Origin of the sequence: Cupriavidus necator (genome assembly GCF_016127575.1) — a bacterium.
GTDB lineage: Bacteria > Pseudomonadota > Gammaproteobacteria > Burkholderiales > Burkholderiaceae > Cupriavidus > Cupriavidus necator_D.
In genome coordinates, this window is the sequence record NZ_CP066019.1 from 2,542,234 (window position 1) to 2,564,874 (window position 22,641).

17 protein-coding genes are annotated in these 22,641 nt (G+C 65.1%); 8 read left to right on the forward strand and 9 right to left on the reverse strand.

Annotated elements, in window-relative coordinates:
• Positions 1 to 44 precede the first annotated feature (44 nt).
• The 3 genes from I6H87_RS30415 to I6H87_RS30425 all read right to left on the reverse strand — a co-directional run bounded on the left by I6H87_RS30415 (position 45) and on the right by I6H87_RS30425 (position 9,532).
• Entirely contained in the window at positions 45 to 7,148 is a 7,104-nt protein-coding gene (locus I6H87_RS30415; RefSeq protein WP_136227885.1) for a tandem-95 repeat protein, read from the reverse strand.
• A 189-nt stretch (positions 7,149 to 7,337) separates the two neighbouring features.
• On the reverse strand, positions 7,338 to 8,204 hold the full coding sequence (locus I6H87_RS30420) for a hypothetical protein (protein WP_136227886.1): 867 nt from the start codon (positions 8,202 to 8,204) through the stop codon (positions 7,338 to 7,340).
• Between the two features lie 551 nt (positions 8,205 to 8,755).
• Positions 8,756 to 9,532: an NAD(P)H-dependent oxidoreductase gene (locus tag I6H87_RS30425; RefSeq protein ID WP_011617783.1), complete on the reverse strand. Its 777-nt coding sequence runs from the start codon at positions 9,530 to 9,532 to the stop codon at positions 8,756 to 8,758.
• A gap of 87 nt (positions 9,533 to 9,619) precedes the next feature.
• Between I6H87_RS30425 and I6H87_RS30430 the strand changes: the two genes are divergently transcribed.
• Both I6H87_RS30430 and I6H87_RS30435 read left to right on the forward strand, forming a co-directional pair.
• Positions 9,620 to 10,513, forward strand: coding sequence for a LysR family transcriptional regulator (locus I6H87_RS30430; protein WP_010810826.1), 894 nt, complete (start codon positions 9,620 to 9,622; stop codon positions 10,511 to 10,513).
• Positions 10,514 to 10,618: 105 nt separating this feature from the next.
• Positions 10,619 to 11,005 (forward strand): nuclear transport factor 2 family protein, encoded by a 387-nt coding sequence (locus I6H87_RS30435; protein WP_010810825.1) that lies wholly within the window; start codon positions 10,619 to 10,621, stop codon positions 11,003 to 11,005.
• A 140-nt stretch (positions 11,006 to 11,145) separates the two neighbouring features.
• Here the strand turns inward: I6H87_RS30435 and I6H87_RS30440 are convergent, their stop codons facing one another.
• Positions 11,146 to 11,571, reverse strand: a complete 426-nt coding sequence (locus I6H87_RS30440; RefSeq protein WP_018315435.1) for a RidA family protein — start codon at positions 11,569 to 11,571, stop codon at positions 11,146 to 11,148.
• Between the two features lie 200 nt (positions 11,572 to 11,771).
• Here I6H87_RS30440 and soxR point away from each other — a divergent pair, with 200 nt between their 5' ends.
• The gene (soxR, locus tag I6H87_RS30445) at positions 11,772 to 12,287 is read left to right on the forward strand and encodes a redox-sensitive transcriptional activator SoxR (protein WP_010810823.1); all 516 of its coding nucleotides are present in this window, start codon (positions 11,772 to 11,774) and stop codon (positions 12,285 to 12,287) included.
• Here the strand turns inward: soxR and I6H87_RS30450 are convergent.
• Positions 12,250 to 12,627, reverse strand: a complete 378-nt coding sequence (locus tag I6H87_RS30450) for a c-type cytochrome (RefSeq protein ID WP_011617786.1) — start codon at positions 12,625 to 12,627, stop codon at positions 12,250 to 12,252. The genes soxR and I6H87_RS30450 overlap by 38 nt on opposite strands.
• Before the next feature lie 178 nt (positions 12,628 to 12,805).
• Between I6H87_RS30450 and I6H87_RS30455 the strand changes: the two genes are divergently transcribed.
• Positions 12,806 to 13,219 (forward strand): hypothetical protein, encoded by a 414-nt coding sequence (locus tag I6H87_RS30455; protein ID WP_041688220.1) that lies wholly within the window; start codon positions 12,806 to 12,808, stop codon positions 13,217 to 13,219.
• A 132-nt stretch (positions 13,220 to 13,351) separates the two neighbouring features.
• Positions 13,352 to 14,011: a DsbA family oxidoreductase gene (locus I6H87_RS30460; RefSeq protein WP_011617788.1), complete on the forward strand. Its 660-nt coding sequence runs from the start codon at positions 13,352 to 13,354 to the stop codon at positions 14,009 to 14,011.
• A gap of 77 nt (positions 14,012 to 14,088) precedes the next feature.
• Here I6H87_RS30460 and I6H87_RS30465 read toward each other — a convergent pair whose 3' ends face one another.
• Positions 14,089 to 16,377, reverse strand: a complete 2,289-nt coding sequence (locus tag I6H87_RS30465) for a nitric-oxide reductase large subunit (protein WP_011617789.1) — start codon at positions 16,375 to 16,377, stop codon at positions 14,089 to 14,091.
• Between the two features lie 34 nt (positions 16,378 to 16,411).
• The gene (ytfE, locus tag I6H87_RS30470) at positions 16,412 to 17,119 is read right to left on the reverse strand and encodes an iron-sulfur cluster repair protein YtfE (RefSeq protein WP_010810642.1); all 708 of its coding nucleotides are present in this window, start codon (positions 17,117 to 17,119) and stop codon (positions 16,412 to 16,414) included.
• 151 nt (positions 17,120 to 17,270) lie between these two features.
• Here ytfE and norR point away from each other — a divergent pair, with 151 nt between their 5' ends.
• From norR to I6H87_RS30485, 3 genes are all read left to right on the forward strand, one after another.
• Positions 17,271 to 18,836, forward strand: coding sequence for a nitric oxide reductase transcriptional regulator NorR (gene norR, locus I6H87_RS30475; protein ID WP_011617790.1), 1,566 nt, complete (start codon positions 17,271 to 17,273; stop codon positions 18,834 to 18,836).
• 145 nt (positions 18,837 to 18,981) lie between these two features.
• Positions 18,982 to 19,410: a polyhydroxyalkanoate granule-associated phasin gene (locus tag I6H87_RS30480; protein ID WP_010810644.1), complete on the forward strand. Its 429-nt coding sequence runs from the start codon at positions 18,982 to 18,984 to the stop codon at positions 19,408 to 19,410.
• Between the two features lie 209 nt (positions 19,411 to 19,619).
• Complete coding sequence (locus I6H87_RS30485) at positions 19,620 to 21,194, forward strand: histidine kinase N-terminal 7TM domain-containing protein (RefSeq protein ID WP_011617791.1); 1,575 nt, start codon at positions 19,620 to 19,622, stop codon at positions 21,192 to 21,194.
• Between the two features lie 9 nt (positions 21,195 to 21,203).
• Here I6H87_RS30485 and ubiT read toward each other — a convergent pair whose 3' ends face one another.
• Together ubiT and I6H87_RS30495 are read right to left on the reverse strand one after the other, a co-directional pair.
• Positions 21,204 to 21,668, reverse strand: a complete 465-nt coding sequence (gene ubiT / locus I6H87_RS30490) for a ubiquinone anaerobic biosynthesis accessory factor UbiT (RefSeq protein WP_011617792.1) — start codon at positions 21,666 to 21,668, stop codon at positions 21,204 to 21,206.
• Positions 21,665 to 22,597 carry a U32 family peptidase gene (locus I6H87_RS30495; protein WP_041688556.1) on the reverse strand — a complete coding sequence of 311 codons (933 nt, stop codon included), beginning with the start codon at positions 22,595 to 22,597 and terminating at the stop codon, positions 21,665 to 21,667. Before I6H87_RS30495 ends, ubiT begins: the two co-directional genes overlap by 4 nt.
• Positions 22,598 to 22,641 lie beyond the last annotated feature (44 nt).

A 22,641-nucleotide genomic window follows, 5' to 3' on the forward strand; every position in this document is an offset into this window, starting at 1 on the left:
GCCAGGCTCAGTGACTGCGGGCCTTCATATGCCGAATATCAAGGTCATGACGGTTGGCCCATGCCCAAGTCCACCGCGCTGGCCTGTGCGGCGCGGTCCATCATTTCGGCAAGGGTGTCCTCACGCGGAGGGACAAAGCCGCCAGGGGCCTGAGACCCATCGGCCGTCGTCAGCAGCTTGTTCCACTGGAGGCAACTCCATTGCACGGCTTCCGCGCTGTGCGGCGGATAGGGACAAGCTGAAGATGGCGTCTCGGCGGTGGCGAGCAGCTGTGCCACGGCGTCGGCGGCAAAGGCAGCATCGATCGGCTCGTTCGGCGCGATTCCCTGCTGGACCTCTTCCAGGTACAGGGCGAAGCCGGGCAGCGGCACATCCTTGCCAGCGAACATCACGTCTGCGGCCTCACTCTTGCTGCCATCGGTGTGCGTGACCTCCACCGTGCCGAACACGACGTTGCCATGATCGAGGTGGGCCTCGCCCTGTCGCTGGAGTGCGATGGAGGCAATGCCAGCCTGATCCAGTGTCTTGTGCTCGGCCTCGCTGAACTCGCCATTGCCATTGACGTCCTGCACTACCTTGAACTGGCTCCAGGCAGCGTCTTCCTTGCTGATCCTGCCGTCGCCATTGGTGTCGAAGGTGGCCAGCGCCTCAAGGTCTGTCTTCGTGCCGGGCGCGAAATTGGTCAGGCGCGTCTCTTCCACAATGATCTTGCCGTCGCCGTCGGCATCGAAGCCTAGTACGCCGTCGGTCGCGGCGGCCCATCCGATTTGCTCAGGCTGGCCGTCATGATTCGCGTCGGCCCTGACGTTGGATTGATCCGCCGCTAGCAACTCCACGCCGTTGCCATTCAGGTCTATCACGAGGGGCGTGTAGCCGCCACTTGCATTGGTGCCCTTGTGGGTAGCGTTAATCACCACGTCCATGAATGCCCCCTGAGCATCGGCAATACGGATGGTGAAGGCGTCAGTACCGGTGTAAGGGTCTCCCGCATGGCTCTCGTACTGCCAGTTGGCATAGCGGCTGACGAGCTCACCTGAGTGTTCAAAGCCATATTCGGTTTCCCGATAGGTGTTGGCATAGGCGTAACCGTGTTGCGGCGCCTGAACAATCGATATGACAATGGCCGCTGTATCGCCATCTGGATCGTAGGCAATGATCCGGCCCGTTTCTCTTCGGGGATCATTGGCGGGGACAAGAACCCGATCTGACTCATAGCTTGCCCCCGCGAAAAAGTAGTCGCCATCCATCTGGTCTAGTGCCAGTGGCTTGAGCATGCCATTCTGATAGTGCGATGGTGTATAAGGCCGCCCGCCGGCATCAAACAGTTGGCCTTGCAAGTTCAGCGACAAGGCCAGTGCTTCGTCATAGACTGGCTGAAAGACAGGGCCATCACTGTATACATACTGCCCGGCAGAGCCCGCACCTGCACCCGGAGCAGCCTTGCCCACCACGACCGGCGGGCCGACGTAATACCCAAAGATGGCGCGACCATACTCGACGGACTCGATGATCGGCGCCTTGTTCACATGCTCAACATGCAGGAAGGCCGTGGCCCAGGTCTGCCCTCCGTAGGGATCGGACACCAGGTACTGAAAGGACGCTTGCCCATAGAAGTCGTGGTCAGGCGTGAACCGGACTTGGCCATCGGCCTGGATCTCGACCGTACCGTGCTGCGCATTGGCAACCTGGGTGACTGCGAGCGCGTCGCCATCCGGGTCCGCGTCATTGGCAAGAAATTGCGCCGTATTGATGACGAACGGCGTGTTCTCATAGCCCGAGAAGCCATCATCAACCGCGACCGGTGTCGTGTTGATCTTCTCCAGGTTGATGGTCGTGGTCGCCATGGCAAAGCCGCCTACACCATCCGAGATGGTGTAGGTGAAGTGGCCTTGTGCACCCGGGTAGCCGCCAAAGCCAGGCTCCGGCAGGAAGGTCACCGAGCCGTCCGCATTCAGTCGCACAGTGCCGTGCTCGGCCCCGGACACGCCCACAATGCGCAGATCGCCATGCGGGTTGTCGATGTCGAAGTCATCCGCCAACAAGGCCGCCGCGGTCAGCGTAATGGCCACGCCCCTGCGTCCGTCCACGATATTGTCATTGGCGATCGGCGCATCATTGACTGGCGCCACGTGAATAGTCGCCGTCGCGGTCGAGACGCCCCCCACGCCATCGCTCACTTCATACGTGAAACTGGCATCACCAAAGAAATTTGGATCGGGCACAAAACGGATGGTCCCGTCCGGGTTCAGCGACACGGTACCGTGCGTGGCGCCGTTGACGCGGGTGATGGAAAGCGCCTCCGGTGGGTTGTCCACATCCGTATCATTGGCAAGCAGTGCGGCGACATCTATGGTCAGCGCGGTGTCCTCGTTGCTCGCAATCACATCGTCGCGCAGCCGCGGAGCATCATTGACGGGAGCCAAGTCAATGTCCACCCGCCCGGTGGTGATGGCGCCGTGCGGGTCCGACACGGTGTATTCGAAGCTGGCGGCACCGAAGTAATCCGCTTCCGGGATAAAGGTGACGGCTCCGTCGGCATTCAGACGCACTTCGCCGTGCTGGGCGTTGCCGACCGCTACCAGCGTGAGCGTGGCTTGCGCATCGTCCACGTCCCGGTCATTGGCAAGCAAGCTGGCCGCGGTGAAGGCCGCTACCTCGTCCTCATTGCCACGGAAGTCCTCGCCAGTCACGATCGGCGCGTCATTGACCGGCGCCAGATCGACCGTGGCCATCGCCTCGGTATAGCCGCCCGCGCCGTCGTAGACGGTGTAGAAGAAGGTCGCGGTGCCGAAGAAGTCCTGCTCCGGCACGAAGCGGATCTGTCCTTCGGGGGTCAGCTCGACCGTGCCGTGCTGGCCGTTGCGCACCGAGAACACGGTCAGGTCCGAGTGGGGGTTATCCACGTCCCAGTCGTTGGCCAGCAGCGTCGCCTGCTCGATCAGCAGTATGGTGTCCTCGTCGGTGGCGACGGTTTCACCCGCCACCACCGGCACGTCATTGACGGGGCGGATTTCGAGGTTGACGGTAGCGGGCGTCAAGCCGCCGTTACCATCCGACACCCAGTAGACAAAGCTGGCCGGCCCGAAGTAATCCTGGTCAGGCAGGAAGCGCACGTTGCCGTGGGCATCGAGGGCCACCAGGCCGTGCGTGGCATTCGAAACACGCAGGATGCTCAGCACGTCGCCGATGGTGGGCGTATCCACATCGAAATCGTTGGCAAGCAGCTGTCCCGAGGTGAACAGCAGGCCGGTATCTTCATCGAAAGCGGCCGTTTCACCGGCAGTGACCGGCGCATCATTGACCGGCGCAATGTCCAAGTAGACGCGGCCAGTCGCCTGCAGGCCATACTCATCCTCGACGGTGTAGCGGAAACGCGCCGGCCCCCAATAGTCTGGGTCAGGGGTGAACACAATGCGCTGGCTGCCGTCGGGCAGCAGTGTCAGGGTCACCGTGCCATTCTCGCCGCCGTAGACGTTGATCAGGCGCAGTGGCTGGGTCAGGACGTCGCGCGAGGTATCGTTGGCCAGCAGCACTGCCGCATCGATGGCATAGCGCGTGTCCTCGATGCCTGCGACCTGCTCATCGGCTACGTCCGGCGCGATGATCTGAATATCCTCGCCGTTCGGCCCAGCTGCCACGCGGCCGGGCGTTGTGGTCAGGATCGTATCGTCACTTGCGGCATCGTAATTGACACCAACCGCCGGCACTGATCTGATCAGATCCAAAGTGACTTCGACTGGCGACCCGAGCGTTGCCTCGCTGCCAACCGGGCGCGTCGCCGGTGGCAAGGCGTTGACTGGCACCTGTACAAAGGGCGGCTGAGCCACAGTCGGTTGCGGCTGGTCCGGCGAATCAACCGTCGTTCCAAGTTCCACCGGCAGGCGGCTGATGGTGTTGTTGCCGGTTGTATCGATAGCGGGGGCTGGCGCATCAGGCTGCCCGCCACCTTCTGCCGCGTTGGCAACGCCGGTCACGGCACCCGCCGCGACACCCAGCAGCGCGCCGGTGCCCGCAAACAGGCTGTCGCTGCTCTTGATCCACTGATCGCGGATCGCAGCGAAGGCATCAGTTGGGCTAGCTGGCGGAGCGCTGGTAACACGGCCGTCCGCCGGGCGCACCGTGTCAGTACGCTGCGCAGGCCTGCCGGGATTTGGGTCCTTCGAGGTCAGGCGGCTGTCATCCGGCTCGACACGGGTGGCAGTAGCCCGCCCGACCGGGGTCGTGCCCTCGCCATCAGCCACGCGGTCATCGCCAGCGACGATCGCGTCTTCGGCAAGCGTCTGCTCGTGCTGCTTGTCGCTGGCGGTTTTGATGCGACTGTCGCCTTCGGCAACTTGCATCTCAGCGCTGGCGTCTTCCAAGGCTACGCCGCCATGGGTATGGCCAGCTTCGCCCGTGTAATCATGAGTGACGACGGCATTCAGGACCGTCTCGCCGCCTTCCTTCGCGTGCAGCATGCCGGCAAAGGCATCGAGCCGGCCATCGCCGTCCGTGTCCACAAACGCCACCTGATAGGCGTCGCCGCGCACATCCGCTGTCAGGTGGTGCTCGGTGACCATCATGACGCTGCCATCGGCGGCGCGCAGGACGGGTGGCGTGCTGGTGAAATCCAGGCTGGCGATACCCCGGTCGAGGAACGATGCGAACTCGCCCTGATCGGTCTGGCCGTTGCGGTTAACGTCCAGCCAGATGCCCAGGGCGGCAAAGGCCGGGTCGGAAGTGTCCAGCTTGCCGTCGTGGTTGACATCGAGCCATTGCACGCTGTTGCGGGCATGGGCGGCGGAGGCATCCGGGTCGTTGGTCAGGATCTCGTTCTGCCCGATCCTGCCATCGCCGTTCACATCGATGGAGAGGATGCCCTGGTTGGCGTTCACCCAGTCCGTCTGCTCGATGTAGCCGTCCAGATCGACGTTCTTGCCGATCCGGCCAGGGTTCACACCTGCAGGCAGTTCCGGCTTCAGGTCGACCGTCAGCGCAGTAAAATGCTGGCGGATGCCGTCAGCGTCTGCCTCAGGCATGCCTGCGTCGGCCTTAGCCTCATGCCAATCCGGGCTGTGCAGTTGCAGGCCAGCTCGCGACCGGTTCTCTTCAATGCTGCCCGTTGCCGGAGCAGTGACGACGCCAGATTCGCGCATGTGGGCGAGCACCGATTCCGCTTCCCAGGCCGGGACGATGGCAGCGAACGCCTGCTGCATGAACTGCTGCGCAATGGTCGCCTGGCTGGTGTCATAGCGCAAACCAGCGCCATCATAGTAGCGTCTCTGCTCCTGGCCGTTGTCGTCGATCCACTTGAGATACAGCTGACCGCCGTTATCGTTCAGGCGCGCCCCATCAGGATCGAAGAGATAGCCGATGGTCGGCAGGCGCTGTGGAATGATGGCGTAAAGTGGGTTGCCGTTGGCATCCACCTGCTGGGCAAGCGACACCTGCAGGGCGTCGATCAGGCTTTGCAGGATGTTGGCAGGCGTCGCGCCGCCGTCCTCGGCATCGGTGGTCTTGAGCACGTGAATGCTGCCGTCCGGATTCCACACAGCGGTGGCTTCACCTTCTAGCGTCGGAAGATCCTTTGCGGACAGCATTGAGCCGATCATTGTCACGGCGATAGCCGCGAAGGCAACAGGTGGGCAATAGGAGGTATAGCCTGCCACCGTCATGCCCGCAGCGATGGTACTCAGTGCCGCCCCGGCAACCTGATACTCATTGCCATCCTCGATGGCCATTACCAGCGTGACAATGCTTGCGACCAGCGCCAGCCCACCAGCAATCTGCCCTGTCGTCGCAGCGCTATCCAGCAGAGTGCCAGCGGATGCCGACTCAGCCTGGAATGCAACAATTCCTTGTTCCTTGAGCGCGTTGGCGTAGATGGCTGCCGCCTGGCTGCCGAGGTTGGTACTGGCAGCAGCGATGCCCAGTCCGTTGCCGTCTTGAATGGCGTTGAACAGGTTCAGGCCAGCAGCGAGGGCATTCAGTCCGACGCCGACGCCATCGGGCAAAAGTTTGCCGCTGCCGAGGCGATCCAGATTGATCAGCATCGCTGCGCTGGCGGCCACAATCGCCTTCGTGTCGCCGGATTCGATTGCCTGGATCAGGGACAGCATGCTTTGGACGCTGCCAAGCGCGTCCACAGGGCTTATTGCCTCTGGCACGGGTGTGGGCTGCGAGTCAGGCCGCGTATCATGCTCGTCGAATGGCAGACCACCGATAGCTGGGCCTGTCAGGTCCAGCTCACCGCCTGCGCTAACAGTGACCATCTCACCATGCAAGCCAGTAAGGCGGACATTACCGTCGTCGGTTGCCACAGTAGCAAGCACATTGCGCTGCCCATCCACCAGCACTAGTGTGCCGTCTCCGAGAGTGTAGAGGGTAACGTCCCTGCCATAGAGATGCTCAATGGTGCCTTGCCAGTGGGCGGCCCGCTCAGCAAAAGCCTGATGTTGAGCGGCAAGCATTTCCTCTGTAGGCGTAGCTGCATCGGAATGCGTGCCACTATGGTCAGCAAGCTGAATGCGATCCCCACCAAGCCCAGCTAGCGCATTGCCAACACCGATAGCGCCGCGGGCGTCCGAGAACGGCAACCTATCGAGCAATTGCTTGAATTGATCTTGGACATGACTGCCAATTTCCCGCAAGGTATTGGCTGCATCCACTCCCATGGATTCGAAGAAGCCTGCCTGGTCGATTCGACCAACAGCATCCATGAAATTCTGCAACTCTTTCCCGGACGCTATGCCCGGTGCCTTTTCCAGCCAATCGCTTGCCATGGCGCGCACCACCGGATCAGGCGAGGTCGATGCGCCGTACATGAACGCCAGCGTGGCGGTGTTGGCCGCAAGTGCGTCGCTGTAACCACCACCCGTGTCGCGCAGCATGCTCCAGAACCGCTCGACTTGTGCCGGGCCACCCATTTTCTCCATCAGGCGGAAGGGGGTATCTAGGGTCCAGGCGGAAGGGGGAAGACCATTGTCTTTGAAGACCTGGCGGTGAAAGTTCCAGACTTCCCTGCTATCGATGTCACGTGTGACAGGCAGACTACCGTCGATAGTCTGTTGATACAGCGCATCAAGATAGCCTTTTGCCATGTCCAGCTTAATCTTCTCAACCTGCGCCCCAGTCAACGGCCTCCCCAGGTCCTTGGCAGTGTTGTGCATATACGTCAGCGCTGAGGCGCCGGCGATACTAGTGGCGTCGGCCACACCACCGGCCCAGCCTGAGTACTTGTATCCGTAGCCTTCGAGCCGGCTATAGACTTGCGACGGAGTAAGCGTGCCTGCGTTAAGCTGAAACCTAATATCTTTCAACGACCGTGCAGATATCGGATTTGGCATGAGCAGACCGTCTTATCGCTGTTGAAGAGTAGGCGTGGCGGCGGGCTCGCCGGGCTGCACCCGGAAACCTAGGATCAATTCACGTGCCTTACGTTCGTATTCCATCCACTGACTCAACGTACGGGCATCGTATTGGAGATTCACTTCGGCCTTCATTGAGGGATAGAGAGAAAAGCGATGGATGCAGACATTGCGCGGACTTTCCTCGAACGGCTCCCCATTTGCGTTGCATTCAATGAATGACACGTCCTTGCCATCATTCGTAAAGAAGAACAGGCGATCCCTCGATACAACAGGACCACTCGGATAACGCACAATCTCTTCGGATCTGTACTCGGCTAGTCCATAGCGTGTCTCGGGCTGCCGGTCGTATCGCCTATTGCGGAACCTGGCAAGCCCCTTAACTGTGACATGCTGATCGTAGGGATTGCCTAGCACCATCTTTTCTTTATGTACGTTCAGTGATTGATTGGCGCTCACCCCAATCGGCAGCCATTCCTCTGGCCCCTCCATCGACTTCTGCGCTCGGTAGTAACTTGCCTCGTTCGCCGCCGTCCTCGGCGCAAAGTCCGGCAGATGCACCATCAGGGGTAGTGAATTGATCTTCGAAGCAAAGGTGCGCACCGGCGCCTTCCAGTTGCGACGCTCTGGATCAAATACACTCGGATCTCCTTCGTACTCGGTCACCAAGTGGGTGTAGTTCAGCGGGACGGAAACCGGCACACCGCCAAGGTCACCAATAATCGGATCACGTCCCCGTGGAAGATCAAAGGGACCGGCCCATGCAGCCAAGCGCGCATTAATGGCCACCATAGCAACTGCAATGAGCAGCAACATAGGCGCCGCATACATCAGGCAGCGGCGAACTGATCGTTTCATTGATGAACTATTCAACATACTGCAGCCTACTCTTTACTCTCATGATGAGCACATCAGCAGCACCCCAAAAATCTGATTGCGGATATCGTCTTTGGCATGTAATCGTTCCTTACTCTCAAAGCTTGAGTGCAACGCACTCACCCAAGGCCACCAGCGAACCGAAACTTGGGAGAGCGCTGGAACAGGCCCCTAAGAATCCCGGCGCACGCATCATACCAAATCCACTTTCCGGATCATGCGGGAATATTCCCCAAGAACTACCGGAAGATTCGGAAAATAAATAATAAGATCAGAAATTAAATTCTCTAATACCAGTCCGGGGATCGAGTCCATGCTGGGTCGCGCCAGGATACCGCGAGCGATCCGGCCCACTCCTTTGTTTATGGCAATTGTTTACATTTGCTCTTGACATGTCCTACAGCGCGCTCTTGAACAACTCCAGCGGCACACAGTCGCGATGCTTGTCGTTCGGCTATATTGCAGCGCCGCCCTCAGAATGGGTCGTGGCCGAGCCTGTGCAGTCGATGCCGGGAATAGCGTTGTCGCGGGCCCTATTGCACATGCGCCGCGAACCCCACTGCCCCCGGCTCAACCTCCTCACGCAGCGTCAGTTGCGGAATCCGGTAGTCCCCCGCGTTCTGCCGCCGGAAGGGGATCGGTGCGGTCGTCCCCAGCATATCCAGCCGCTGGCCCAATTCCTCGCGAATCCCCGCAAAGCGCGCCTCATCAACCTTGCTGGTCCGATACACCAGGTACGGCGGCAGCACGTCAGACCCGGGGTAGTACAGGATTCCGTGATGGATCGGGAACAGGATGTCGTCGATCGGGCCATTGATCCCGCGCGGGCTGTAGTGCGACTCCCAGCCGCCGGTCGTGACAATCAGCATGGCACGCTTGCCGGCGAGGCTGCCCTCGCCATAGCGGTCGCCCCAGCGCTCGTCGGAGTGCTCACCCACGCCGTAGGCAAAACCATAGGCATAGACGCGCTCGACCCAGCCCTTCAGGATGGCCGGCATCGAGAACCACCACAGCGGGAACTGCAGGATCACGGCGTCGGCCCAGCGCAGCTTTTCCTGCTCATGCGCAATGTCATCGCTCTGCAGCCCGTTCTCGAAGGCGTGCTTGGAATCCAGTGACGGGTGGAAGGGTGCGTTGCCCGGCTGCGCCTTGGTGTCGGCGCCGTCGAGCTGGGCCTTCCACTGCATCGCATACAGGTCCGAGACCTGGACCTGGTGCCCGGCATCGCGCAAGCGCTGCACGGCAAAGTCGCGGATCGCGCCGTTAAGCGACCTCGGTTCCGGGTGGGCATACACAAGCAATACGTTCATGACAGCGGCTTCCAATGATTGAGTGAACCCAGCATAGGCCGTCGTCAGCTATATTAGAAATGAATATCCAATATCCCAGGTATTGTCATGAATAATCTCAGACGGCTGGACCTGAACCTGCTGGTGACGCTGGATGTGCTGCTGTCCGAGCACAACGTGACCCGCGCGGCGCAGCGGCTGCACCTGTCGCAGCCTTCGGTCAGCGTCCACTTGTCGAGGCTGCGCGATTACTTCGGTGACCCGCTGCTGTTGCCGGGCCCGCGCGGCATGCGTCCCACCGCCAAGGCGGAATCGCTGCGCGAACCGTTGCGCGAAGCGCTGGCCGCGCTGGAGCATGCGGTCTCGTCCGATACGCCGTTCGATCCCGCCGCCTCGACCCACACCTGGCGCGTGGCTGCGACCGACTACGGCGAATCGACCATCGTGCTGCCGGCGCTGCAGGCGCTGCGCATGGCGGCGCCCGGCGCGCGCCTGGCCGTGGTCGAGATGGTGCCGCCGCGCATCGCCCGGCAGGCCGAGCGTGCCGAACTGGACCTGGCCTTCCATACCACCGATGGCTCGCCGCCGGGCCTGCACCGGCGTGCGCTGTTTACCGAGCGCTATGTGCTGGTGGGCCGCGCCGGCCATCCGCGGCTGAAGCGGCGGCCCACGCTGGCGCAGTTCTGCGCGCTCGACCATGTGATTGTGTCGCCGGACGGTGGCGGCTTCTACGGCGTCACCGACGAGGCGCTGGTACTGGCCGGCATGCAGCGGCGTGTGGTGCTGTCAGTGCCCCACTTCCTGTTTGTCACGTCGGCCGTTGCCAGCACCGATCTGGTGGCGATGCTGCCCGAGCGGCTGGTGCGCGGCGTGCCGGGACTGAAGGTGGTGGAACCACCAGTCGAAGTGCCGGGCTATGAGATGTCGATGTTGTGGCCAGAGCGCGTGCATCGCGATCCGGCGCATAGTTGGCTGCGTGAACTCATCGTCACATCGGTCTGAGCGGCGCTGCCTCGCACGTTTGCATACAAAACTGGAATACAATCAGCTCTTTCAACGCTGCGGCATGGGGTGGTACCCGGTGCCGCCCCAGTTTTGGAGGAGACCATGACGTATTCAGAAACGGGCCTGACTTCCCGCCACGTGGCCGCGCTCGCGCCGATCGAGGATTACCTGCAGGGCCATATCACCGGCAAGGCCGAGTTCATGTACAAGGCGTTTGCCGCCGACGCGCGCATCGTCTCGTTCCGTGATGGCAAGCTGCATTCGCTGACGGTCGAGGAATTCGCCTCGGCGCGCTGCCCCGGCCATCCCGCGGCAGACGAGGCGCAGCGCAAGCGCTTTATCACGCAGTTCGATGTGGTGGGCAATGCGGGCGTCGCCAAGGTGGTGCTTGAATACCCGGGCGTGACCTTCACCGACTACATGACGCTGCTGGAGATCGACGGCGTCTGGAAGATCGTCAACAAGACTTTCAGCGCCGCACCGCGCTGAAGATGGGACAGCTGCTGCGGCAAAGCGCCGCAGCGGTGCAGCCCAGGCCCTGCTTTGCGGCAGCAGGCAATCCTGCCCTTCATCCGCTCGCGCCCGACCACGCGCGCCACTTCGGCGATCACGCAGTCGTTGAGTTGCGTTCAGCCCGGCAGCACCGCCGTCGCTTCGATCTCGAACAGCATGTTGTCCAGCGCCAGCCGCGGCACCGGGATCAGCGTGCAGGCCGGCGTTGGCTTGTCGCCCCACATCTCGCGCAGCGCCGCACCGAAGGTGCGCAGGCGGTCGTGCGAGTGGTCGACCACCAGCACCGTGAGCTTGGCCACATCGCCCACGTCGGCGCCTGCCGCTTGCAGCGCGATGCGCAGGTTCTGCATGGCGCGTGCCACCTGGCGCGGGAAATCGAGCGGCAGGCAGCCGGCCGCGTCCTCACCGCCCTGCCCCGCGATATAGACGATGCGGGCCGGGCCTTCCACCATGGCCACATGCGAATAGCCGTTGGGCCGCGGGTCGTACAGGCCCTCGGGATTGATGAGGCTCAGCGAGGGATTGGGGCGGGCAACCGGCATGGTGGGCATTGAAGGCAGCGCGGGCATAGAAGGAGAACGCAAGGATGAGGGCGAGAACGGGAACATGGTCATCAGCTCTGTATTTGAGGCGTGGCGAACAATGGAGTCGCAAGTATCAAACCTCAACCTAAATTGAGGTCAAGCGCAGCCTTGGTGTTAGCATGGGCATTCCTCCGTTCCACTGGTGTCTTCCACTGCCGATGGCCTCCGCGAACAAGCCCCCCTCACCGCGCCGGCGCCGTGCCGCGCCTTCCGAAGAACTGCTCTCCGTCGGCGAAGTCGCCGCGCGCACGGGCATTGCCGTATCCGCCCTGCATTTCTATGAATCGCGTGGCCTGATCGCCAGCACCCGCAGCGGCGGCAACCAGCGCCGCTATGCGCGTGCCGTGCTGCGGCGCCTGGCCGTGATCCGCGTGGCGCAGCGCATGGGGTTGCCGCTGGCGGTGATCGCCGATGCCATGCAGAAGCTGCCGGACGGGCGTGCGCCCACCGCGGCCGACTGGCGCCGGCTGTCGGCGAGCTGGCGCGATGACCTGGATGAACGGATCCGGACGCTCACGCAATTGCGTGACCAGCTGGATGGGTGTATCGGGTGCGGGTGTCTGTCGTTGAAGGCGTGCCCGTTGCGGAACCCGCATGACGCGCTGGCCGGGGAAGGGCCGGGGCCGCATTTCCCGCCTACTGCAATGTCTGCAGGTAAGCCAGCAGATCGCTGATCTGCTTGTCGTCACTGAGCCCCCAGAAGCGCATCTTGGTGCCAGGCACGACCTTGCCGGGCGAATGGATGAAGGCACGCAGCGTGTCATGCGACCACACCACCTTTGAAGCGCGCATCGCCTCCGAATACTGGAAATCGCTGGTGCCGCCCGCGGCGCGGCCGAAGATGCCGTTCAGCTGCGGGCCAAAGCCTGCGCGCGCGTTGCGGCCGACGTGATGGCACGAGGCGCAGCGCGTGGCGAAGAGTGCCTTGCCGGCCTGGATATCGGCGGCAGTGGCTGCGGTGGGGACGGCGGTGAAGGCGGCCAGGGCCAGCAGGACAAAGGCGGTACGGCGCATGGAGCAGCTAGGGAAGGAAAGGGCTTCGGCAACGAGGTTGCATGATACAGGCGTAGCCAGGACGTCCCTGCCCTGCAGCGGGGTTACACCACGTCACACTTGCAACACTTCGCGCGCCCCATATTACAGGCCCGCCCCCTACAGTGAGCCCATGTCCAACGCCCCTTGGGAGGCAACCATGAAACGAATCATCGCAATGGCGGTAGCAGGTGGTGCAATGCTGGTGGCCAGCGCCGGGGCGTACGCCGGTGTGAATATCGATATCGGCATCGGCGTGCCGGGCGTGGTGGTGGCCCAGCCGGCGCCAGTCTATCGTCCAGCCCCGGTCTATGCCCCTGCGCCGGTGTATGCGCCGGCTCCGGTTGCCTATGCGCCCAGCCCGGTAGTGGTGGCACCGCGCCCCGTCGTGGTGGCACCGGTCCCGGTACGCTATGACTATGACCGCGGCTATCGCAGCGACTACCACCGGGGCTACTACCGGGAAGGCTACCGCGAAGGCTATCGAGACCACCGCCGCGACTGGCGCGAGCGCGAATGGGCACACCGTCATGGTCACAATGACGGCCACGGCCACGGGCGCCGCTGGGACTGACGGGTTCGTATGGGGCGGGCGCCACGGCCACGGCCGCGGCGCCCGCCTGCAAGGATTCGCCAGTCAGGCTACCCTGTCGGCAATTTCCAGATCCGGGCCGGGGCCATACCCCTGCCCATGCCAGGAGTAGCCATGCCCCAACCCATCAAGATCGACTTCGTCTCCGACATTGCCTGCCCCTGGTGCGCCATCGGCCTGTCTTCACTGCAACTGGCGTTGCAGCGCCTTGGCGATGCGGTGGATGCCGAGATCGTCGTGCATCCGTTTGAACTCAACCCGGGGATGCGCCCGGAGGGCGAGGCGATCGTCGACTATCTCGGCAGGAAGTACGGGCGCACCCCGGCGCAGATCGCAGAGACCCAGGCCATGATCCGCGAGCGCGGCGCCGGCGTGGGCTTTCCGTTTGGCGAGCGCACCCATGTCTACAACACCTTCGACGCCCACCGGCTGCTGCATTGGGCGGGCCTGGAAGGCAAGCAGCTGCCGCTGAAGCTGGCGCTGCTGCGCGCTTACCATGCCGATGGCAAGGACCCGAGCAATCACGAGGTGCTGGTCGAAGCCGCGCAGGCCGTTGGCCTGGATGCCGCGGCGGCGCGCAAGGTGCTGGACAGCGATGACTATGCCGATGCGGTGCGCGCGGAAATCCAGGAGTACCAGCGCATGGGCATCCAGTCGGTGCCATCGATCATCTTCAACAACCGCTACCTGGTCACCGGCGGGCAGCCGGTGGAGGCTTTCGAGCAGGCCATCCGGGAAGTCGTGGCCGAGGCGCAGCAGGCTGGCAACAGTTGAGCCGCCACGCATCGGCAGGATAAAAAAGCCCGCCCCGAACCCCGGGCGGGCAAACACTGCCTCTCGCTCCCTATCTTTCAACGTGCCGCCGGCTTCATCCCTGCCGGCACCGCATCCGCCGCCAGCGGCGTACGATTCGCCAGCCCCAGCACCACCTGCCAGGCAAACGACACCGCGCCGACGATAAACACCACGTCGCCGAAGGTGCGCACCCAGCGCAGGGTCTGCAGGATGGGCTGCTGCATGAAGGCCTCGCTGCGCGCATACCAGGTGCCATGCTCGACGCTGGCCAGGAACTGGATGATGCCGATCGGCAGCAGGCTGGTGCCGATCATCAGCACCAGGCCGAGGTTCAGCCCCCAGAAGGCGGTCTTCATCAGCGTTGGGCTGAGCCGGTAGGCCGGGCGCACGTAGCGCAGCACCAGCAGCGTGAAGCCCAGCGCCAGGAACCCGTACACCCCGAACAGCGCGGCATGGGCATGCACTGGCGTGGTGTTCTGTCCCTGGATGTAGTACAGCGCGATCGGCGGGTTGATCATGAAGCCGAACACCCCGGCGCCCAGCATGTTCCAGAACGCCACCGCGACAAAGCACATCAGCGGCCACTTCAGGTCTGCCATCCACGGCGCGCGCCGCTTCAGGCTCCAGTTCTCCCAGGCCTCATGGCCCAGCACGATCAGCGGCACCACTTCCAGCGCGCTGAAGGCGGCGCCCACTGCCATCACGGGCGTGGTGGTGCCGGCAAAGTACAGGTGGTGGAAGGTGCCGGGAATCCCGCCCAGCATGAACAGCGAGGCCGAGGCCAGGCTGGCGGCCGTTGCCATCGGGCGCGACACCAGGCCCAGCGTGGAGAAGATGAAGGCCAGCGCGGTGGTGGCAAAAACTTCGAAGAACCCTTCCACCCACAGGTGCACCACCCACCAGCGCCAGTACTCCATCACCGTCAGGCTGGTGCGTTCGCCGTAGGCCAGGCCCGCGCCGTAGAACAGGCCGATTGCCACCACCGACGAGGTCAGCAGCGCCAGCAGGTTGCGGTCGGTGCCGCGCGCGCGCAGCGCCGGCAGGATGCCGCGCATCATCAGCACCAGCCAGATCAGGATGCCGGCGAACTTGCCGATCTGCCACAGCCGGCCCAGGTCGACATACTCATAGCCCTGGTGGCCCAGCCAGAAGTTCAGGTGGGCAGGCAGCTTCTGCGCGATCGCCAGGTAGTTGCCGGTGAACGATCCCACCACCACGACCACCAGTGCCCAGAACAGGACTTCGACGCCCAGGCGCTGGTACTTCGGGTCCTTGCCGCCGTTGATCAGCGGCGCGAGGAACAGGCCCGCGGCCAGGAAGCCGGTGGCGATCCAGAACAGCGCGCTCTGGATATGCCAGGTGCGCACCAGTGCGTAGGGGAACCACTGCGAGACGTCGATGCCGTAGAACTTCTGGCCTTCGACGGTGTAGTGCGCGGTAAAGCCGCCCAGGAACACCTGGAACACGAATAACGCCACCACCAGGAACAGGTACTTGCCGAGCGCGCGCTGCGACGGCGTCAGCGCCACGGCCAGCAGCGGATCGCGTGCCGGCGCCTGCGGCGGCGCGTCTTCCTTGCCGCGCAGGAAGGCCCATGCCCATACCAGGAAGCCGACCCCGGCCAGCAGCACCACCACGCTGATTACCGACCACACCACGTTCTCGCTGGTGGGCTGGTTGCCGATCAGCGGCTCGTGCGGCCAATTGTTGGTGTAGGTGGCTTCGTGCCCCGGGCGCGCGGTCGATGCGGCCCACGCGGTCCAGAAGAAGAAGTGCGTGAGTTGTTCGCGGCGCTCGGCGCTGGGCAGCGTGTTCTCCTTCATCGCGTAGTGCTCGCGCGTGGTGTGCAGCGCCGGCGCGTCGGAGAAGAGCTGGTCGTAGTAGGCGGCGGTGTCGGCAATGGCCTGCGCGCGGCGCTTCGACACGGTCAGCACGTTGGTGGCCGGATCGGTGGCATTGCCGCGGTACTCGGTGCGCAGCTGCTCGCGCAGCGCGGCCTGCGCCGGCGCGTCGAGTTGCGCATAGGGCCGGCCGTTGGCGTCCTGCGCGGCCAGCTCCAGCCACGCGCTCAGTTCGCGGTGCAGCCAGTCGGCGGTCCAGTCCGGCGCCTGGTAGGCGCCGTGGCCCCAGATGGAGCCCAGCTGCATGCCGCCCACGGATTGCCAGGCGGTCTGGCCGTCCAGGATCTCTTCACCGGTGAAGAGCGTGCGGCCCTCGGTCGTGACGACCTTGGCCGGCATTGGCGGGGCCTGCCGGTACACCTCGACGCCGTAGTAGCCGAGCAGGGAGAACGTGACCGCCAGCACGGCGATCAGCAGGAACCAGAGTCTGCGGTAGGAACCCATGATGCGAAGTCGTTGGTTATGGTGGCGGGAGGGCTCAGGCGTGCGTCGAGCAACCGCAGCCAGTGGCTTGCGCGGCGGCGGTGGCGACCTCGAACAGCACGTTGTTTTCCAGGTGGATGTGTTCCATCAGGTCTTCGCGCAGCGTGCGCAGGCCCAGGTAGAGCGCGCGCCAGGTATTGCAGGCCGCGCGCGGCAACGTGATGTCGTTGGTCAGCGCCGCCAGCCGCTGCAACGCCACGCCGTGGTCGTCATGCTCGGCGCGCATCACCGTGATCGGCCGGCCCGCGGCGGCATGCAGGCCGCGCGACAACATCGGGAACAGCACCTGCTCTTCCTTCTGCATATGCGTTTCCAGCTCGCCCAGCATCTCGCTCAGGTGGTCGGCCAGGCCAAGCGGGCAATCGGGCCGGTCACCGTGCACCTGCTCGACGCGCCGCGCCAGGCGGATCAGCTCGGGCAACTGCTCGCGGTGGCGCGCATGGAAGCGCGTGAGGATATGTTCGATCAGCTCGGCCGGCGCCGCCGTGTTCCAGTCCTGTGCCGACGACCCTTCGTCCTGCAGCGCGCGCAGTTGGGCGTCGATGGTGCCGACGGCAGCCGCATCGAGACCCTTTTGCTGCGCGGCGTCGCGCAGGGTCTGCTTGCCTCCGCAGCAGAAGTCCAGCCCGTAGCCGTGGAAGATCCGGGTGGCACCAGGGATCAGGCGGGCCAGTTGGCCAAGCGAGTGGTCCTGCAAGGTCATGATGGTTGCTCCATGTGTAAGTTATGCCTGCACGACTTACGCGAGGAGCGTGCCTGAAAAAAACCTATCCAGATCAATGGGTTGAAACACTGACGGTAATTAATACCCTATACTTCTCGCGGTACTTATCACCCTTACGGTATTTTTAACCATGCTACCGAGCGCGATGTATCCCGAGTTGCTGGCCGACCTTGTCACCGACCTGCCGCATGCGGTGCGCCTGCAGCGGCTGGTCAGCATGCTGCGCACGCATTTCCGCTGTGGCGCGGTGGCGCTGCTGCGGCTGGAAGAAGACCACCTGCGCCCCGTTGCGGTCGATGGCCTTGTGCGCGATGCGCTGGGCCGGCGCTTTGCGGTCGGCCTGCACCCGCGCCTGGCCGCGATCCTGGCGCGGCGCGGGGTGACCTGCTTCCATCACGACAGCATGCTGCCCGACCCATACGACGGCCTGATCGACGAGCACGTTGGCGAGCCGCTGCCGGTGCACGACTGCATGGGCACCAGCCTGGCCGTGGACGGCCAGCCCTGGGGCGCGCTGACGCTGGATGCGCTGGCGATCGGCACCTTCGATGCCGCGGCCCAGGCCGAGCTGCAGCGGCTGACGGTGATCGTGGAAGCGGCCATCCGCACCACCCGGCTGGAAGGCGAGATCCGCGCGCTGCAGCTGGCACGCGGCACGCCCGAGGCCGACGAAGGCACGGCCCAGCATGGCGACATCGGCGGCGAGATCATCGGCCAGAGCGAGGCCATCGCCAACCTGCTGCATGAGCTGGAGGTGGTGGCCGATACCGACCTGCCGGTACTGCTGCTGGGCGAGACCGGGGTGGGCAAGGAGCTGTTCGCGCACCGGCTGCACCGCCAGTCGCGCCGGCGCGCGCAGCCGCTGGTGCATGTCAACTGCGCGGCGCTGCCGGAGTCGCTGGCTGAAAGCGAGCTGTTCGGCCATGCGCGCGGCGCGTTCTCGGGCGCGACCGGCGAGCGCCCGGGACGCTTCGAGGCCGCCGACGGCGGCACCCTCTTCCTCGATGAAGTCGGCGAACTGCCGCTGGCGATCCAGGCCAAGCTGCTGCGCACGCTGCAGAACGGCGAGATCCAGCGGCTGGGCTCGGACCGCCCGCGCCGCGTCAACGTGCGCGTGATTGCCGCGACCAACCGCAACCTGCGCGAGCATGTGCGCGACGGCTCGTTCCGCGCCGACCTGTACCACCGCCTGTCGGTCTACCCGATCCCGATCCCGCCGCTGCGCGAGCGCGGCAACGACGTGCTGCTGCTGGCCGGGCGCTTCCTGGAGCTGAACCGCGCGCGCCTGGGGCTGCGCAGCCTGCGGCTGTCAGGCGGTGCGCAGGATGCGCTGCGCAGCTACCGCTGGCCCGGCAACGTGCGCGAGCTGGAACACGTGATCAGCCGCGCGGCGCTGCGTGCCGTCAGCCGTGGCGCGGGCCGCAATGACATCGTGACGCTGGAGCCTGAACTGCTCGACCTCGACGGACTGGAAGTGCCCGCGGCACACCATGCCGGCGCCGGCATGGCCAGCGCGTTCGCCGCCCCGGCGCTTGCTGCAGGCATCACCCTGCGCGACGCGGTCGAGCAAACCCAGCGCGCCTGCATCGAACAGGCATTGAAGGACCAGGGTGGCAATTGGGCGCAGGCAGCGCGCCAGCTGGGTATCGATGCCAGCAACCTGCACAAGCTGGCCAGGCGGCTGGGGTGCAAGTGACTGACACACTCGGGTGCCAGGATGCCGACATGGCGATGCGCGCCATTACCGCATAAGCTAGTCCGGGTGTGCCGCCCACATGTCGGCATCGCCGTGTGCAGCAACTGCCGCGCTGCGCGCACGCCCACCACCGGAGATTCCCGTGATGATGACCGCAATGCAAACCTTCTGGCCGCTCGGCTTCCGGCCGTTTCCCACCTTCTTCTCCGGCGCGCAGCAGGTCGAGGCCATGCAGGCCGACCTGGCGGACAACTGGCGCCGCATGGCCGAACTCAACCTGGAGTTCGCCCGCACCATGTATGAGGAGTTGCAGTTCGATGCCATGGGCGCGATCCTCGCGCCGGAGCCAGAGGCCTTCTATGCGCGCGAGATTGCCTGCGAGCTGCCGCTGATCGGCGGCCCGCTGCACTATGCATCGGCCATGCTGGAGCTGTACGCCCGGGCCCAGCAGAAGTGGATCGATGGCTGGGGCCACCTGCTGACGCGGGGCCTGATGCCTGACTGGCAAGACATGCAAAAGGACGTCACCGACGTCCCCTTCTGGCTGGTCCGCGAAACCCCGCGGCCGGCATGACCCGGCCGCCCCCGCCTTGCGCCGTCGCGGCGATCATCCCGATCGGTTCGCCCGGCGCCAGGTAGTGGCGCGCGCGCACCCCTTGCCTGCCACCTGTTGCATCGGCGCACCCACTGCCAAGCCAGCCGCGCAGCCCGGTATCATGCTGGCTGACGAGATCGCGGATCGCCGGAACCAACGCCCGGGTCTCGGGACGCGCTCCGCCTTCAATGCCCTCATATTCCCTGGTTCTCCTGCTTACCGTCGCCGTGGTCGCCTGCATCGGCATGGCCATCGCCACCTGGCCGCGGCGCGACGATCCGACCGTCCAGGCGTTCCTGGTGCTGGCATTCGGCGCGGCGACCTGGAGCGGCGGCCGCCTGCTCGAGATCAGCTCCACGGACCTGGAAGGGCGCATCCTGTGGGCCAAGATCCAGTACCTCGGGATCGTCGCCGTGCCGATCGGTTGGCTGGTGGCGATGGTGCACCTGAGCCGCCCGCGCTATGTGGTGCCCTGGTCCAGGCTGTGGCTGCCCGTGCTGGTGGCCGTGGTCACCGTGGTGATGGTCTTCACCAACGAGCGCCACCGGCTGATCTGGCCGCGCATCACGCTGATGCCTCCCGGCGTACTGCCCGGTGCGGTGTTCGACCATGGCATCGGCTATGCCGCGGTGGCGGCCTGGTCGTACCTGCTGCTGGGGGTGAGCCTGCATTTCCTGGTGACGGCCGAAGTGCCCAACGGGGCCTTGTCGCGGCGGGGCCGCGCCATCCTGGCGTCGGGCCTGGCCTTGCCCCTGGTTGCCAATGTCGCCTACCTCAACCGCTGGACCGGGCCGCTGGGCGGGGACCTGACGCCGGCGACGTTCTCGCTGATGGCGGCGCTGGTCTGGTTCTGCGCGCTGCGCACGCACCTTGACGATATCGGCCACTACGCCCGCCTGCAGGTGTTCGATGCCCTCAGCGAGGGCTGCGTGATCGTCGACAGCCATGGCGCCATCGTCGAATTCAACCCGGCCGCCGCGCAGCTTTGGCCGGCCCTGCGCCGCGGCGACCCACTGCCCTCCGGCTGGGAAACCGCGCTGCAGCACTCGCCTGCCGACACTGCCAGCCTCGCGGCCACGCCTTTCGTGCCACCGGGCGCGCCCTTCGAGCTTACCGTGGAGCGTGTCGCCCGCCTGGACGGCAGGCAGATCGGCAGCCTGCTGTTTTTGCGCGACATCAGCCGCTTCCAGTCGCGCGAGCTGGCCCTGACCGCGCGGCTCGGCCAGACCGAAGAGCAGTTGTGGCAGGTGCAGGCCGACCTGGACATCGACGCCCTGACCGGCATCCGCAACCGGCGCTACTTCCAGCGCGAGTCGATCGCGGCCGTGACCCGGGCGTGCGAGCGCAGCCAGGCGCTGGGCCTGCTGATCCTGGATGTGGACCAGTTCAAGCAATACAACGACCTGCATGGCCACGTGGCCGGCGACGACTGCCTGCGGCAGATTGCCGGCGCCCTGGCCCGCACGCTCTCCGGCGAGCAGTTCTGCGCCCGGCTGGGCGGCGAGGAATTCGCGGCGGTGCTGCCCGGCGCCACGCGTGAAGAGACCCGTGACGTGGCGCGCCGCATGGTGGCCGTTGTGCGCGATCTCGGCATCGCGCACAACGGCACGCCGGTGCAGCCGGTGGTCACCATCAGCGTGGGCGCGGTCTGGACCGTGCCGGAAGCGCCGCGGCTGGAGCCGCTGCTGCACCGCGCCGACAGCGCTATGTACCGGGCCAAGCGCGCGGGACGCAACCGCTTCATGCTGGACGGCGACGCCTGAGCGGCACGGCTACGACGCCGCACCTGCCCGCCCCACGGTGGCGCCGTGCAAGGCCACCAGCCGCGCCGCCGCCTGGCTGACCCATGCGGGCCGCGGCGCGGCGTCGAGCCAGTACTTGACCTCCAGGCCCAGCGCGGTATCGCCGCTGATCACCAGCCGGCGCTGGAAGAACAGCGTGTCGGTATCGGCCTCGCCGCCCAGCAGGCGCAGGTAGTCGACCGCGCAGGCGCGCAGCGTCAGCTCAGCCTCGGCGTCCGCTGCCGCGGCACGAAAGCGCCCGCCTTCGCAGCGGAACGGCACGGCCAGCCCAAGGTCCTGCACCGTCAGCAGGAAGGCGTGTCCGTCCAGTGCGGCCGGTGGCTCCAGCCATCCCGCTCGGCGCGCCAGCTCCAGCGCCGCCACCAGCGGCAGCGCCCTGGCACGGGCGGGCATGCGCCGGTGCACGCCCGCGATCAGCTTGTGCAGCGCGCTCATGCCCGGGCCTCCCAGGCGATGCCCGCGCTGCGGTGCCAGTAGCCGTTGCAGGGCTGGGCGCCGGTCGGCGTGATGCCGCTGGCAGCGGGTGCCTGTTCACCAGCACGAATCGCCGCGAGCTGTTGCACCACCTGCAGCGTGCCGGATGAATGCGGGCTCACGCGCAGCATCCCCACCCCCATCCGCGCCATCGCCAACGCCTCTGCGCACAGGTCCAGGCAGGTGGCGCTCTGCGTCTGCACGCCGTTGAGCGTGAAGAACGCCTGCCCCTCGCCGGTGGCTGCCACCAGGCCGTCGGGATAGTCCATGCAGCGGAACTCGCAACTGTCCTTGCGCAGGCGATGGTGGCGCGCGGTAAAGCAGCGCGCCGAGAACGCCAGCGGCAGCCGGCCCCAGACAAAGGCTTCCAGGCGCATGCCGGTGGGGCGCGCCGCTGCCAGCGCGGCCAGTGTGGCGCCATCCATCTCCACCGGCGCGACGCAGCCGGCCGCGCCCAGCCCGGCCAGCCACGCCAGCGTATCGGCGTGGTAGACATTGAGGTGGGGGCCGCCGACAAAGGGCCGCCCTTGCATGCAGCGCACCGCGCCAAGGTCGTTGGCCTCGACCAGGTAGTCGTCCTGGGCGCAGGCGCGGCGCATCCAGGCGATGTCAGTGTCGGACTCCACCAGCACCGGCGTGGACAGCACCACCTCCTTGCCGGCATCGCGCAGCATTTGCGCAATCTCCAGCCATTGCGCATGGCGGACTTCATGGCGGCGCGTGCAGACGGTCTCGCCGAGATAGACGCGGTCGACCGGCGCATCGGCGACCGACGCATAGAACTGCATCACGGCCTCGCGCGGCCAGTAGTACAGCAGTGGGCCCAGGGCGATGCCGAAGGCGGGCATCGCTACGGTTTGCGGCATCGCGGCCGCGGCAATCTCTGGCATGGGAAGCTCCGTCATGGCCGGTTCAAGGCAGATCGATGTCATGG

Excerpts from the sequence above, each read along its gene's own strand:
- I6H87_RS30450 (WP_011617786.1), bottom strand. The coding sequence starts at position 12,627 with ATGCGCCGTACCGCCTTTGTCCTGCTGGCCCTGGCCGCCTTCACCGCC.
- I6H87_RS30415 (WP_136227885.1), bottom strand. The coding sequence starts at position 7,148 with ATGCACAACACTGCCAAGGACCTGGGGAGGCCGTTGACTGGGGCGCAG.
- norR (WP_011617790.1), top strand. The coding sequence starts at position 17,271 with ATGCTACCGAGCGCGATGTATCCCGAGTTGCTGGCCGACCTTGTCACC.
- I6H87_RS30420 (WP_136227886.1), bottom strand. The coding sequence starts at position 8,204 with ATGAAACGATCAGTTCGCCGCTGCCTGATGTATGCGGCGCCTATGTTG.
- I6H87_RS30425 (WP_011617783.1), bottom strand. The coding sequence starts at position 9,532 with ATGAACGTATTGCTTGTGTATGCCCACCCGGAACCGAGGTCGCTTAAC.
- ubiT (WP_011617792.1), bottom strand. The coding sequence starts at position 21,668 with ATGAGCGCGCTGCACAAGCTGATCGCGGGCGTGCACCGGCGCATGCCC.
- I6H87_RS30480 (WP_010810644.1), top strand. The coding sequence starts at position 18,982 with ATGATGACCGCAATGCAAACCTTCTGGCCGCTCGGCTTCCGGCCGTTT.
- I6H87_RS30465 (WP_011617789.1), bottom strand. The coding sequence starts at position 16,377 with ATGGGTTCCTACCGCAGACTCTGGTTCCTGCTGATCGCCGTGCTGGCG.
- I6H87_RS30495 (WP_041688556.1), bottom strand. The coding sequence starts at position 22,597 with ATGCCAGAGATTGCCGCGGCCGCGATGCCGCAAACCGTAGCGATGCCC.
- I6H87_RS30455 (WP_041688220.1), top strand. The coding sequence starts at position 12,806 with ATGAAACGAATCATCGCAATGGCGGTAGCAGGTGGTGCAATGCTGGTG.
- I6H87_RS30435 (WP_010810825.1), top strand. The coding sequence starts at position 10,619 with ATGACGTATTCAGAAACGGGCCTGACTTCCCGCCACGTGGCCGCGCTC.
- I6H87_RS30430 (WP_010810826.1), top strand. The coding sequence starts at position 9,620 with ATGAATAATCTCAGACGGCTGGACCTGAACCTGCTGGTGACGCTGGAT.
- I6H87_RS30440 (WP_018315435.1), bottom strand. The coding sequence starts at position 11,571 with ATGCCGGTTGCCCGCCCCAATCCCTCGCTGAGCCTCATCAATCCCGAG.
- I6H87_RS30485 (WP_011617791.1), top strand. The coding sequence starts at position 19,620 with ATGCCCTCATATTCCCTGGTTCTCCTGCTTACCGTCGCCGTGGTCGCC.
- I6H87_RS30460 (WP_011617788.1), top strand. The coding sequence starts at position 13,352 with ATGCCCCAACCCATCAAGATCGACTTCGTCTCCGACATTGCCTGCCCC.
- soxR (WP_010810823.1), top strand. The coding sequence starts at position 11,772 with ATGGCCTCCGCGAACAAGCCCCCCTCACCGCGCCGGCGCCGTGCCGCG.
- ytfE (WP_010810642.1), bottom strand. The coding sequence starts at position 17,119 with ATGACCTTGCAGGACCACTCGCTTGGCCAACTGGCCCGCCTGATCCCT.